General features: G+C 35.9%; 7 protein-coding genes. All 7 read left to right on the forward strand.

Annotation, left to right across the window (positions count from 1 at the left end):
• Positions 1-6: 6 nt before the first annotated feature.
• The 7 genes from uxaC (at position 7) to M0214_RS09780 (ending at position 15,573) form a co-directional block, all read left to right on the forward strand.
• Positions 7-1,413 carry a glucuronate isomerase gene (gene uxaC / locus M0214_RS09750; RefSeq protein ID WP_248722376.1) on the forward strand — a complete coding sequence of 469 codons (1,407 nt, stop codon included), beginning with the start codon at positions 7-9 and terminating at the stop codon, positions 1,411-1,413.
• Positions 1,414-1,457: 44 nt separating this feature from the next.
• The gene (locus tag M0214_RS09755; RefSeq protein ID WP_248722377.1) at positions 1,458-2,780 is read left to right on the forward strand and encodes an MFS transporter; all 1,323 of its coding nucleotides are present in this window, start codon (positions 1,458-1,460) and stop codon (positions 2,778-2,780) included.
• Between the two features lie 216 nt (positions 2,781-2,996).
• Entirely contained in the window at positions 2,997-7,061 is a 4,065-nt protein-coding gene (locus M0214_RS09760) for a two-component regulator propeller domain-containing protein (protein WP_248722378.1), read from the forward strand.
• A 230-nt stretch (positions 7,062-7,291) separates the two neighbouring features.
• On the forward strand, positions 7,292-10,300 hold the full coding sequence (locus tag M0214_RS09765; RefSeq protein WP_248722379.1) for a TonB-dependent receptor: 3,009 nt from the start codon (positions 7,292-7,294) through the stop codon (positions 10,298-10,300).
• A gap of 9 nt (positions 10,301-10,309) precedes the next feature.
• Positions 10,310-11,827, forward strand: coding sequence for a RagB/SusD family nutrient uptake outer membrane protein (locus tag M0214_RS09770; protein ID WP_248722380.1), 1,518 nt, complete (start codon positions 10,310-10,312; stop codon positions 11,825-11,827).
• Between the two features lie 15 nt (positions 11,828-11,842).
• Positions 11,843-13,033 (forward strand): glycoside hydrolase family 88 protein, encoded by a 1,191-nt coding sequence (locus M0214_RS09775; RefSeq protein ID WP_248722381.1) that lies wholly within the window; start codon positions 11,843-11,845, stop codon positions 13,031-13,033.
• 125 nt (positions 13,034-13,158) lie between these two features.
• Entirely contained in the window at positions 13,159-15,573 is a 2,415-nt protein-coding gene (locus M0214_RS09780) for a glycoside hydrolase family 2 protein (RefSeq protein ID WP_248722382.1), read from the forward strand.
• The last annotated feature ends 131 nt before the right edge of the window (positions 15,574-15,704 follow it).

The raw sequence follows: 15,704 nt of genomic DNA on the forward strand, positions 1-15,704 counted from the left end.
TCGAATATGAAAATTAGTAATTTTATTACAGATAATTTTGTGTTACAGACTGAAGTTGCCCAAACTTTATATCATGATTACGCAAAAGATTTACCAATAATAGATTATCACAACCACTTATCACCTAAAGAGATTGCCGAAAACCAACCCATGAAAAATATCACTGAGGCTTGGTTAAAAGGGGATCATTATAAGTGGAGGGCTATGAGAGCTAACGGTATCGATGAGCTTTATATCACTGGTTCGGCCATATCACACAAAGAGAAATTTTTAAAATGGGCTGAAACGGTTCCGTACACGTTAAGGAACCCTTTATTTCACTGGACACAGTTGGAGCTTAAAAGGTATTTTGACATTGATGTTATTTTACAGCCGGATACAGCTGAGGAAATATATAAAAAAGCCAATGCAATACTCTTCGATAAAACCCCTGCTCAGTTGTTGGAGCACATGAAGGTAGAGGTTGTTTGTACCACAGATGATCCTACCGATAACTTAGCTTATCATAAAGAAATTGCACAGCAAGACTTTTACACAAAGGTATTTCCAACCTTCAGGCCAGATGAACTGTTCTTTATTGGAGAAGATAAATTCTCTAAATATCTAAAAAAATTAGGTTCTAGTGTAGGTTATGAAGTTAATAACTATGAGCACTTAATAAAGGCCATAGACGAACGCATAGAATATTTTCATGATACAGGCTGTCGTTTGTCAGATTACGGTATAAGTGGCGCATTTACATATGTAGAACATACCCAAGACGAAGTAGCGGGTATCTTTAACAATTACCTTAAAGGTAACAGCCTTTCTGAAGATGATATAAAAAAATACCGTTCTAGCTTGCTTCTGCATTTAGGTAAAAAATACCATGAAAAGGGTTGGGCCCAGCAATATCATCTAGGGGTTATTAGAAACAATAACAGCAGACTCAATGAAATGGTAGGAGCAGATGCAGGTTGTGATTCTATTGCAGATTATCCGATTATTGAAGGTCTTTCCAAATTCTTTAATGAACTAAGTAGAACTAACCAATTGGCCAAAACTATTGCTTACAATTTAAATCCTGCACAAAATGAAACCTTTGCAACAATGATGGGGAACTTTCAAAGTTCAGACTGTCCTGGGAAGATGCAGTGGGGTTCTGCTTGGTGGTTCTTAGACCAAAAAGATGGTATGGAAAAGCAAATAAATTGTCTGTCCAATATGGGATTACTTAGCCGATTTGTAGGTATGTTGACCGACAGTAGAAGCTTTTTGTCATTCCCAAGACACGAGTACTTCAGGCGTGTTTTATGTAATATCATTGGAGAGGATGTTAAGCAGGGTTTAATTCCTAACGACATTGAATTTTTAGGTAAGATGGTACAGGATATTTGTTATTACAACGCCAAGAACTATTTCAATTTTGAATAGCCTCGAATCAAAAAAAATTAATAAACACTTAAACTAAAATAAGTATGACTGAAACAAAAAAAATCGGGAATTATCGCTACAGGATATTAGCCTTGCTGATGTTTGCAACCACCATCAACTATTTTGATAGGAGTTTGATGGGGATTATGTCTCCGGATCTCATCGAGTGGTTTGGTTGGACCAAAAAAGACTACGCTTACATAGTTATGATATTCCAGGCCTTTTATGCCATTGGATTAATTTCTATGGGAGGTATAATTGACAAATTGGGAACCAAAAAAGGATATATTCTTGCCATTGGTACTTGGAGTGTTTTCGGTATGCTTCATGCCGCAGTTGGAAGAGGATTCAGTTTTATTGGTTTTGCAATAGCTAGAGCTGGTCTAGGTTTTGGTGAAGCAGGAAACTTTCCTGCTGCGATTAAAACTACAGCAGAATGGTTTCCTAAAAAGGATAGGGCATTTGCTACTGGGCTGTTTAATGCTGCCACAAGTCTTGGTGCCATTGCTGCGCCTTTCGTAATAGGGGGCATTGTGTTTTGGACTGGAGGAGACAAAGGTATGGGAGAACTTAAAAACTGGCAAATTCCTTTTCTTATCACTGGTGGATTAAGTGCTTTATGGGTTTTCCTTTGGTTGAGAACTTACAAAAAACCGGAAAAACATCCCAAACTATCCAAAGAGGAGTTAGAGTATATCAATAGCGATTCTACAGAAGAATCTGACGCTAAGCTTTCTTGGGCTAAAGTATTTCCAAAAAGACAAACTTGGGCCTTTTCTCTTGCTAAGATAACAGATGCGGTTTGGTGGTTTTACCTATTCTGGGGAGCTATATTCCTTTCAGAGAATTTCGGTGTAAAAATTAAAGAAATGGGATTACCATTTTTGGTTATTTACCTTATAGCGGATGCGGGAAGTATTTTTGGAGGTTGGTTGTCGGGTAGCTTTATGAGAAAGGGTTGGCCTGTTAATAAAGCAAGGAAACTAACCTTATTAATCTGTGCTATCATCATATTACCAGTTTGTTTTGTTGCGTTTACAGAGAGTAAATGGGTAGCGATAGTACTAATTTCACTTGGAGCAGCAGGACATCAAGCATGGTCGGCTAATATTTTCACCTTGGTTTCAGATGTATTTCCTAAAAAAGCAACAGCATCGGTTGTGGGTATTGGAGGAATGGTTGGAGCTTTAGCAGGTTTAGTCAGTAACCTAATTTTAGGTTCTGTTCTTGATGAAGCCAGTAAAACAGGTTTTTTCTGGGCTTTCTTGGTGGCAGGGTCACTATACATCATAATACTAGGTTTGGTTCATTTATTGATGCCTAAAATGACACCTATGGATGAAAACCTAAACCTGATTAAAGAGTAAATCTTAATTTTAAAATAATAATTAAAAGCTGCAGTTGTTTAGAACTGCGGCTTTTTCTATTTAAACTTGCTTTTACTTCAGTTTTTAATGTTGCTAGTTTTTCATTTCTCAATGCATTAAATTTATCAACTGTATTCAGTTACTTTTGAGCATTAAAATATTCATCTTGATATTTAATTATTGCTTTTTTTAATCTTAAAGTCCTTATATTTCAGAATGCGGAAGATTTTTATATTCCTTTTAATTTTTTGCTCAGGTTTTGTTGGAAGTGGACAAAATGGCGTTTCCTATCAATTTAATCATTTATCTACAGCTGATGGGCTTTCGCAAAGCTCAGCAATTGCCATTCATCAAGACAGATTAGGACAAATGTGGATTGGAACTCGTGACGGTCTTAATAAATACGACGGTACTAAGTTTTCTATTTACAGAAATCAAGAAAATAATCCATACTCCATAAGCAATAACGATATTTTATCTATTCAAGAAGATGATAGCGGAAACCTGTGGGTTGGTACATATAATGGTTTAAATAGATACAACCCTAAAACAGATCAGTTTGAAAGCTATTTTCACGATGAATTTAACAGTTCCCTATCAAACAACACGGTATGGTCCATAAGAAAACTTTCTAATGGTGCTATTTGGGTTGGTACATGGAGGGGGTTGTCTGTATATGATGAAAAAACGAATAGTTTTCATAATTATTTAGATAACCAAGGCAGGCCTGCAAAGATGAAAGTAATGGCCATTTTAGAAACTAAATCTGGTCGAATTTTTATAGGTACAGGCGCCGGTGTTTTCGAGGCAAATTATGAAGAGGGTAAGCTACTTGGGTTAGAGATTCTTCCCGGAAGTGAAAGTTATCATGTTCAAGATTTAGCTGAAGATGAAAGTGCTAATTTATTGTTAGGTACCAAAGATGACGGGCTTATAAGGTACAGTCTCAAGAGTAAAGCCTACAGTCCTTTTTTTAAAAAAGAGACAACGTTAAAGAGTATAAAAAGTATTAGAAAGCTTCTTTTTGATAATCAAGGCGTACTTTGGATTGGGACTTATGAAGGGCTCATAACAGTTAATAAGAATGGGGCAATCGAGTTGTTACAAGCCGATTTAGATAACAAAAAGGGATTAAGTAAAAATTCGATTAAATCCCTATTTAAGGATAACAAAGGTTCTGTATGGATAGGTACTTATTACGGAGGTGTTAATATTTGGGATACTTCAAATAGTAACTTTGAAAACATCATACAAAATCAAAAGGGCAAAGGGCTGAATTACACTGTGGTAAGTTCTATAGAGTCTTACGGTGATTATGTGTTTTTTGGAACAGAAGGTGGTGGTTTAAATATTTGGAATAAAACAAATAATTCCTATAAATATCTCACAGAGACTAATTCTCGTTTAATAGATAACAATATAAAAGCATTAGAAATATTAGATTCTACCAAACTGTGGATAGGTACCTTTAAAACAGGCTTGCAAATTTATGATGCTGATAAAAGAAGATTTGAGTCTATAACACTGCCAAAAGAACTAGCTGATTTATTAAAAAATGCTGGAGTATATACCATAAAAAAAGATACAGAAAACAATCTATGGATAGGAACTTTTGGTAAGGGTTTGATAAAATATAATCATGGTTTACAGGAATTTAGTCATTTTCAGTCCTCAAATGAAGGAGTAAATGACCTGTCGAACAACCTAATAAGAACAATTCTAATCGACAAAAAAAGTAACGTTTGGGTAGGAACAGAAAATGGATTGAATAAAATTACTGAATCAAGTCAAATTACAAATTTCTTTTACGATAAGACCTTGCAATATGGTGATGATATCCTGTCAATTCACCAGGATTTAAACGAGACTATTTGGGTTGGAACAAAGTCGAAAGGCTTATTTAAATACAATGGAGAAGGATTCGATGCTGTTTCATTCAATTTAGAAGACACTAAAATATCTGCAATTCGAAGTATACAAGAAGATAACCAGAAGCAGCTTTGGATTGGGACCAATCAAGGTATTCTTAAATACAACCCTAAGATAGGAGATGTTAAGATTTATAATGAGACAGACGGCGTTATTAGTAACGAGTTTAACGACAATGCTATTTTAAAGTTGAATGATACCGAGTTTTATTTTGGTGGTCCCAATGGAGTAACACGCCTTAATACGGAAAGAATTACTATAAACGAACATGCGCCACAAGTTATTCTAACCGATTTTCTCATAAGGGAAAGTGATTCTAAAAAAAACAGCTCTATTGATGTGCTAAAATACACATTACCTTTTACAGAGAGTGTAGAGCTCGATTATGATCAAGGAAACTTTAGTATATCGTTTTCTATTCCAAGTTTTGTAAACTCTAGTAACAATAGTTACAGGTATAGATTAAGAGGTTTAGAGAAGGAATGGAATTCTACAAGTAATAATTCGGCATCATACACTATTCAAAATCCTGGCGATTACGTTTTTGAAGTTATGGGTGCTAATAATGATAAAGTATGGAACGGTACCACTACAAGTTTAAGGATATGTGTAGCACCAGCACCTTGGAGAACATGGTGGGCATTCACTATTTATGGCCTATTAATACTGGTATCACTATTTTTTCTATTTCGAATTCTTAAATCGAGAACACGATTACTGCATGAATTGGAATTAGAGCACTTGGAGACAGAAAGAACTAAAGAAGTTAACCAAACCAAATTGGAGTTTTTCACCAATATTTCTCATGAATTTCGAACACCATTGGCCTTGATTTTGGGACCTTTAGGACAAATAATAGAAGATTACCGAGGTAGTAGCAAAATGTACAAAAAGCTCTTGGTCATTGAAAATAGTGCAAATCACCTCTTACAGCTCATAAATAGGTTAATGGATTTTAGAAAGTTTGAAAAGAAGCTTTTCACTCTTGAGGCCGCAGAAGGTAATATTGTCAAGTTTTTAAGGGAAATTTATCTTTCTTTTACCGAGCATGCTAAAACCGGTGGCTATAATTTCAATTTCATCACCGATGAAGATGAAATTTTAGTGTATTACGACAGGAATAAATTAGAACGTGTATTTTATAATCTTATTTCTAATGCATTTAGATATACTCCAAAAGGTGGGGATATTAATATTCGGATTCTTCGTAAAGAACATCAAATTATAATAAACGTAGAGGATAGCGGGGTTGGTATTGCCGAAGAATTTCAAGATAAAATCTTCGAAAGATTTTTTGAGGTAGCTGTTAATAACAAGCCAGACCAAAGTTACAATAAGGGTACGGGTATTGGTCTGTCTATTGCTAAGAATATTGTGGAGTTACATAAAGGGGAAATAGCATTAAATAAAAATGAAAATAATATTGGCTCTGTTTTTTCGGTTATGCTTAAATTAGGGAAGAGCCATTTAACTGAAGACGAAATTTTACAGGACTATAAGTTTAGCGATGATCTTTCTCAATACGTTAAGCAACTAGAGGAATCTCCCGAAGTCGTTCTAAACGATGATTTAGACTCGGTTGATGAGACCGATAAAAGTACAATTCTGTTAGTAGAGGACAACAAGCCCCTTAGAAAGTTCATTAAAAGTACACTGTTGCCTTACTATAAAGTTTTGGAGGCAGAAAATGGAAAAGTTGCGTTCAAGGTAGCTAAAAAAGAATCTCCCGATCTTATAGTTAGTGATGTTATCATGCCCGAAATGACCGGTACAGAGCTTTGTGCCGCTGTAAAAGGCGATTTAAAAACAAGTCATATTCCAATAATACTGTTAACTTCCAGAACGTCTTTAATCTATAAGTTAAATGGTCTAGAAAGTGGAGCTGATGACTACATTAATAAACCGTTCGATGTAAAAGAATTTAAGTTAAGAATTAAAAATATACTTCATAATAGGGAAAAGTTAAAGCAGAAGTTTGCTAACAGCGAAGGTGTATTGCCAGATGAGGTTTTGGTATCATCATTTGACGAGAAACTGTATCAAAAGGCGCTCAACATTGTAAAAGAAAATGTGGGCAATGAAGACTTTGATATAGCTATGTTTTGTTCAGAGCTGGGGGTAAGTAGAACAATGCTATTCACAAAAATAAAAGCTTGGTCTAATTTTACACCAAACGAGTTCATTTTGCATTTTAGGATGAAACGTGCCGCACAGTATTTAGAACAAGGAAAACTTAATATTTCACAAATTTGTTATAAAGTAGGGTATAAAAACCCTAAATACTTCAGTAAAACTTTTCAAAAGAAGTTTGGAGAGACACCATCTCAGTACGCTTCTAAATTTTCAGATTAGCATTTTTTTGTAATGTAAACATCTGTTTACTAGTTGATTGTATTATTTTATACCCTATTCTGTATTTTGGTTTTTATGATTTCATTTAGTTTTAAGCGATGAAAAAAAATAAACCAAAATACGGCTATGTGGAAATTATCCTTGTCTTGATAATACTAGGCTGTAGTTTAATGATTATTTATCTCATCTAAACTTAAATATTTGCTAAAACTAATTTAACAATGAAAAAAATGAAACAATTAAAAGGAACACTTTTTCTGGTTTTTTGCTTTTGTTTTATTCTTGGCGCAAGCGCCCAGGAAAAAACAATTTCAGGAAAAGTAACATCCAGTTCGGATGGCATGACACTACCGGGTGTTAATGTTGTAGTAAAAGGTACCACTACTGGAGCTGCAACAGATTTTGATGGTAATTATTCCATTAATGTACCCGATGCAAATGCTACCCTTGTATTTAGTTACGTAGGGTACGTAACTCAAGAAATTCCGGTAGGTTCTAAATCGGAAATCGATGTGGCTCTTGTTGAGGATGCTGCTAGTCTTGATGAAGTAGTAGTGGTGGGTTACGGTGCTAGGAAAAAGAGTGATATCACCGGTTCGGTATCTTCAGTTAAATCTGAAGAAGTAACCGCCTTTCCTGTTTTAGATGCACAACAAGCTTTACAGGGGCGTGCAGCAGGTGTGGCTGTACAGTCAAATAATGGTGGTGAACCTGGAACACCAATTAATGTAACCATTCGTGGTAATACTTCAATCAATGCAAGTAGTGCTGCTCTAGTAGTAGTCGATGGTTTTGTAGGAGCTACATACCCGCAACCAGGAGATATTGAGTCTGTAGAAGTGTTAAAAGATGCTTCTGCAACCGCTATTTATGGTTCAAGAGGTGCCAATGGTGTTATATTGGTAACCACAAAAAAAGGTAAAAAAGGGAAAATGACCATAGAACTTAACAGCAACTATGCTGTACAAAGTACTTCTAATCGTTTAGATCTTTTAAATGCAGATCAATTTGCCACATATACAAGAGCAATTAATCCTTCTTATACACAAGCAGATGCTAATACAGATTGGCAGGATTTAATTTATACATCAGGACATACAACAAATCACCAATTATCTTTTTCTGGTGGGTCTGATAATATGAATTATTACGTTTCTGGAAACTATTTTGATCAGAAGGGTGTGGTTATTAACTCAGGGTTCGAACGTTTTTCTTTCCTGAGTAATATTGATGCACAAATTAACGATAAATTAAAGTTAGGCTTTAATGCATTTGGTAGCAGAAGTAACAAAGAAGGAGTTTCTACGCAAGCTAACAGTGGAGGTAGAGGTAGTGGAGATGTTATTTCTATTGCTTATCGTTTTGCACCAGACTTAGGTATTTTAGATGCTAATGGGAATAATACATTTAATTCAGTTGGAGATGATATTGATAACCCATTTGCGGTTGCCACAGAGAATGTTGATGAAACAACAGAGGATATCTACAGAGCGAATTTTTATGGTCAATATGAAATCATTGAAGGTTTGAGTTTTAAATCTACATTTGGATTTAGCTCTAGAAATCGAACAAGAGGTCGTTTTACACCATCTACACTCATTACATCAGCAGGTGACCAAGGAGGAATTGCAGGAATATCTAACTTAAAAAATACAAATATTTTAAGTGAGAATTACTTGACCTATACTAAAGAATTAGGTAAAGGAAATTTAACAGTGTTAGCGGGTTATTCTTATCAGAAAGACAGAACTGTAAGCAATGCTTCAGGAGCTGAAGGGTTTGTAACAAACAGTGTGTCCTATTTCAACTTGGGTACAGCTTCAACACCACTGTTCCCATCATCATTTTTAAATGAGTTTGAAATCCAGTCTCAATATGGACGTATTAATTACGATTATGACGATAAATACCTGTTAACATTAACAGCAAGGCGAGATGGAGCTTCAAACTTTGCAAAAAACAACAAGTATGCTTTTTTCCCATCGGGAGCTTTTGGATGGAAAATCTCAAACGAAGATTTTTTACAGGATAATAATACTATCTCAAATTTAAAATTAAGAGTAAGTTATGGTGTTACTGGTAATCCTTCTATAGCACCATACCAGTCGTTAGCTACTTTAGAGTCAATTTATGCAGTAACTGGAGACCAAACCGTAAATGCTGTAGTTTCCGGAAGACCTGCTAACCCAAATTTAAAATGGGAATCTTCTTATCAAACAAACTTTGGTATCGATTTAGGCTTATGGCAGAACAGGGTTTCTCTTAGTTTAGACATTTACAATATTGACACTAAAGATCTAATTGTTGGTAACAGTAACACACCAGAGTATACAGGTTTCTTAAGACCTAATTTCTTGGATAACATTGGGGAGATAAATAACAGAGGTGTTGAGATTACTTTAGCAACACGTAACGTGAGAACAGATAACTTTTCTTGGTCTACAGATATTAACTGGTCTAGAAATAGAAACACTGTAGAAAAACTATTTGGTAGTGATGTTGATTTCTTCTTACCATCCGCAGCACCAGGACATTTTTTACAAGATGAAACTCATATTTTAAGAGAAGGTGAGCCTTTAGGACAGTTTTTCGGTTATGAATACCGAGGAGTGTATCAAGGTGGAGCTTTACCTGCCGGTACTGCCACATTTAGTGGTGCTGTAGCTGGAGATGAATTGTTTACCGATGTTGATGGCAGTGGAGAAATAAACTCTGCAGATAGACAAATTATTGGAGATCCGACACAGGATTGGACCTTTGGTTTCAATAACAGATTCGAATACAAAGATTTCGATTTAGGGATATTCTTCCAAGGTGCTATGGGTGGAGATATTTATAGTTTTACGTTATCTGAATTAGCCTCGGGAGGTTCTAATGCAACTACAGAAGCAGTTAATGCATGGACACCTAGTAACACCGATACAAATGTGCCTTCTCCGGCAACTCGTGAGAAACGTATGAATTCAAGATTTATTTACGATGGTAGTTATGTGCGTCTAAAAAACATAGTGTTAGGATATACATTACCAAGTGATGTAGCAGAAAAATTAGGAATGGATAATGTTAGACTATCCTTAAGTGGACAAAACCTGTTAACAATTACAGATTATCCTGGAACAGACCCAGAGGTGAGCTACCGTGCATCGGGATCTCAAAACGGGAATGTTAATCAAGGGTTCGATTATGGTAACTACCCTAATATAGAATCGGTAACCTTTAGTTTAAACCTTAAGTTCTAAAAAAATAAAATGATGAAAAATTTAAAATATTTATTTCTATTGTTGGTATTACCAATTATAGGCTGTTCTGACCTAGAAGAAGAACCGGTTTCGGTTTTATCTCCTGATGGATTTTTCAAGTCCATAAACGATGTACAAACTGCAATAAATGGTAGTTATGGTAACATGGCTACCGAGGCGTTTTGGGGCAGAAAGTTCTCCCTGCCATTATTGTTAAGAAGTGATATGGTAGGTATAGGTGATCAAGGTACTGCTGGAAGACGTAAAGATCATGACAACTTTGCTGTGGCAGATGATAACGGCATGATTACCGCGTTTTGGCCAAGAGTTTATCAAATCATTGCAGGAGCTAATGAAGCTATTGCTGGTGGAAACGGACTGGGTCTTCCAGAGGAAACATTAAACCCAGTTGTTGCACAAGCACATTTTGTTAGAGCATATACCTACTTTCATATGGTGAGGCTTTTTGGGGATATACCTTATTTTGATAGTCCTGTACAGGATATTGCATCGGCTTCTGAGATATCTAAGACATCTGAAGCTCAGGTATACGCCAATATCATAGCAGATTTAGAGTTTGCTAAGCAATGGTTGCCAGAAACACAGTCTTCTTCGGCATTACCCACTAAAGCTACAGCGGCAGGATATTTGGCCTTAGTGCACTTAACGCTTCAGGATTTTCAAAATGCTTATAACGAAGCCAAATTTGTAATTGATAACGAAGCTACATTTGGTTTAGAACTGGCTGCAGATTTTCAAGATCTTTTCGATGGAACTAAGCAAGGTGGTTTAAAAGAAGCTTTATTTAGCATAGATCATAACGGATTCAGAAACGGTAACTATGGGCAAGATTATATGCCAGCACTTACAGGGATTCGCGGAAACCAGTTTGGAGATATTGGTGGCGGATGGTCTGTTGCCGTACCAAGTATAGAAGTATATAACCGTTGGGATGGTAGAGATTACCGTAAAGCAGTGAGTTTAGATACTACAGGTGTTTTTAACGGCTCTGTCGATAATTTTATGAATTTCCCAACGTATGATGCCAGAAACATTCAAAGTGCTTACATCGCTAAGTATGCGAGGTTTACAGGGCAAACATCAAATGGTAACGGTCGTGGTTCTGAACACAACTATGCACAGTTGCGTTATGCAGAAGTATTGCTAATCGCTGCTGAGGCGCTTAATGAAGTATCTCCTGGAAGTACCGAAGCTGATGGTTATGTAAATAGAGTAAGAGCTCGTGCTAGAAATGGAAATGGTTCTAGTTTTCCTGCAGATGTTACACCAGGAATGTCTCAAGCAGATTTTAGAAACATGGTTATGGAAGAACGTAGATGGGAGTTAGCTTTCGAATTTAAGCGTTGGTACGATATTAAGAGACGTGATTTAGGAGCTACAGCATTTGGTACTGGTGGCTTTGAAGAAAGACCAAACTTCTCAGCTGCAAGAGATTATCTGTATCCGCTACCTAACGATGAGTTACAGAGAAATCCAAACTTAGAACCACAGAATCCAGGATACTAATATTATAGTTTTTATATGATTAGAGTTAGTTTTTTCATTATGGGGTTTACATTGCTTTTTATAGCGTGTAAGCCCGGTGATGAAAAGAAGAAAGATAGTGTTTCAAATGAAGATGAGATAAACAATCTAATTAAAAAGAGGTATTCTAAATTTTTGGATTATGAACTTGATTCCACAGCATTTGCTAGAAGTTACAATCCAAAGACCAATACCATTAAAAAAGTACCCTCAAGTAATTGGACCAGTGGTTTTTTTGCGGGTAATTTTTGGCAGATTTATAGGCTTACTGGTGATGACTCTTTCAAGGAAAGCGCCAAAGCATGGACTGCCTTTGTTGAAAGAGAGAAGTACAATGACAGAACACATGATATGGGATTCAAGATATTCTGTAGTTATGGTAATGGTTTAAAAGTTGAAGCTAACAAAGCGTACGAAGATATCATAGTTAAAAGCGCTAAAACTTTAGCAACTCGATTCGATGAGAATATAGGTAGTATTCGATCTTGGGATTGGAATGAAGATGTTTGGCAATTTCCTGTCATTATCGACAATATGATGAACTTAGAGTTGTTGTTTGAAGCTACTAAAATATCAGGAGACAGTACCTTTCATAAAATAGCAGAACGACATGCCGTTACAACATTAAAAAATCATTTTAGAGAGGATGGAAGCACGTGGCACGTATTGGATTATGATACTATCTCAGGAAATGTTAGAGCACGAGTAACCCATCAGGGCATTCATGATGATTCTGCTTGGGCTAGAGGACAGGCTTGGGCCATAAACGGCTTTACAACAACGTACAGATATACAAAGGATAAGAGATTTTTAAATCGTGCAGTAGCTACGGCAAATTACTTTATAAATCATAAGAATTTACCAGAAGATGGTATTCCATATTGGGATTTTGATCATCCAGATATTCCAAACACCTCAAGAGATGTTTCGGCTGCTGCCATAGTTGCTTCAGGATTAACTGAGCTCTATCAATATACTAAAGATGATACTTTTATAAATTACAGTAAAAAAGTAGCTGAAAGTCTAAAATCAACAGGCTATATATTGCCTGAAGATTTGGATGTACCTTTTATTTTGGATCACAGCTTTGGAGATTGGTCACATAAGGTAGAGATGGATGAACCTATAGTTTATGGAGACTATTATTTTCTAGAGCTCCTTATTAGGTTGAAAGCGTTGGGTTTTTAACAGGACGGAGCAGGACATTTAGCCTTGCGCACTTTAATACATTTACAACTAAGATTAACAATTAAAGGTTTCCAGAAAATCAGTTTTGGAACCCTTTGGTTGTTTCAATAATAGAACACTTTAAAATGAGGTTAATAAAATCAGTTTATCAGTTTATTACTGCTATTGCTATTGTTTTGGTAACGTCGTGTGTCTCAAATTCTAATGAGCAGGCGGTACGAAGTAAAACTAACATCAATGATAATTGGTTTTATTTAGAGAATAATACGGAGTCTATAAACGATGCGCTTAAGTATGAAAATTGGGAAACTATTAATTTGCCTCATAGCTGGAATGCATTAGATGCCACTGATGTAACACCTGGTTACAGAAGAAGTGCAAGTTGGTACAAAAAAGAATTAGAGCTATCAAGCATAGTTTCAGGGCAGTTGTATGAATTGTATTTTGAAGGTGTAAATATTGAAAGTGAGGTTTATGTAAACGGCACAAAAGTAGGAGGACACACCGGAGGATATATCGGTTTCCATGTTGATATAACTGATGCGATTTCTTCAGGAAAAAATGAAATATTAGTTAGGGTAGATAATAGTTTCAATCCCGAGGTTATACCTTCACAAAAAAGTGACTTTGTTATTTTTGGAGGCATTACTAGAGATGTATGGTTGGAAACGGTTCCAAAAAAGCACTTATATGATTTAAAAATCACAACACCCAATCTTTCAGAAGACCAAGCTAATCTAATAGCTACTTTTAACATAAACAACGTTGGTGCCAATAGCAAAGTTAAGGCTACACTATTAAGTAAGGAGGGTGAAGAGATAAAAACCCAAACTATAAATGCGTCAGATTCAGAACTTGCTTTCAGTTTCAATGCGCTAAAGGATATAAAGTTGTGGGATACCGAAAATCCAAACCTATATACATTTAATTTACAGCTTTTAGAAAACGGGGAAATTCAGGATGAAATATCAGAACAGATAGGTTTTAGATGGTTCGAATTTAAAGATCACGGGGCCTTCTATTTAAATGGTAAACGCTTGTTATTAAGAGGTACGCACCGTCACGAAGAACACGCAGGTGTTGGAGCTGCAATGAGTAATGCCCAACATCGAGCCGATATGGAGCTTATTAAAGATATGGGAGCCAACTTCGTGAGATTAGCTCATTATCCTCAAGACCCTGAAATCTATAAAACTTGTAATGAACTAGGCTTACTGGTTTGGGACGAGTTGCCCTGGTGTAGAGGTGGTTTAGGAAACGATGCATGGCAAAAGAATACCAAAACCATGCTAAAGGAAATTATCGAACAAAATTACAACCACCCAAGTATTATATTATGGTCGTTAGGTAATGAGATATATTGGTTACCAGATTTTGAAAATGGTGATGATACTTCAAAAATTAATCAGTTCTTAAAAGAGCTACATGTTTACGCACATGAATTAGATCCTTCAAGAAAGACAGCCATTAGAAAATATTACGAAGGCGCAGATATTGTAGATGTGTTCTCCCCGTCAATATGGTCTGGATGGTATTCGGGGAGCTATAAAAGCTATCAAAAAGCAATAGATCAGTACAAGGCACAATATCCGCATTTCCTTCATGCAGAGTATGGTGGTTCTAGTCATGTGGGAAGACACACCGAGAACCCTATAACTGGAGAAGGCAAAATACAATCAGACGGATGGGAAGAGGCTATTGTGCAAACAGATGTTGCCAATATAGCCCAAATAGGAGATTGGAGTGAAAATTATATAGTTGATTTATTCGATTGGCATTTAAGGATTTCAGAAAACGATTCCACTTTTGTAGGGAACATTCAGTGGGCGTTCAAAGATTTTGCTACGCCTCTGAGACCAGAAAATGCCATACCTTATATGAATCAAAAAGGATTAGTTGACCGAACCGGTAACCCTAAAGATGCGTTTTATGTATTTAAGAGTTATTGGGGCGATAAACCTTTTACATATATAGAGTCTCATACCTGGACCGAAAGACAGGGACCTAAAGGAAAATCAAGAACAGTAAGTGTCTATAGTAATTGTCCTGAGGTAGAACTGTTCCTAAATGGTAAAAGTCTTGGGGTAAAGAAAAGGAATACCCTAGAATTTCCGGCGTCTGGTTTAAATTGGGAGTTGAATTTTTCTGAAGGTGAAAATAAATTGGTTTCTAAAGGAAAGTCTAAGTTAGGAAAAGAAGTTCAGGACGAACTAACTGTAAACTATAGATTTGAAAAGAATAAAAAGGCAAGGTCTTTAAAATTAAACTACACAAAACTCGATAATGGAAATTATCTGGTTACTGCAACTGCACTAGATAAAAAAGGGCTTCGCTGTTTGGATTACGAGGAGTGTGTCTATTTTCAATGTTTAAATGGAGGAAAGGCACTTGTAAGTCAAGGTACACCTACTGGTAGTGAAATCATTGAGATGGCCAACGGAAGCGCATCCATAGAAGTCATTAAACACTCAGAAAACTCACCTCTAGAGGTTATGGTACTTAATCAAAGTTTTAAAGGGACTTATTTAACTATAGAGTAATTACAAAAGAACTCATTACTCTTACCAAAAACCACCTAGAGTAGAAAATCATAAATAATAAATCTACAAGGTTTTACAGAGTGAACTGAATAATAGTTTGCCCAGGAGATTAAAATATAATTAGATTAGTT

Origin of the sequence: Seonamhaeicola sp. ML3, assembly GCF_023273855.1 — a bacterium.
Taxonomy (GTDB): Bacteria; Bacteroidota; Bacteroidia; order Flavobacteriales; family Flavobacteriaceae; genus Seonamhaeicola.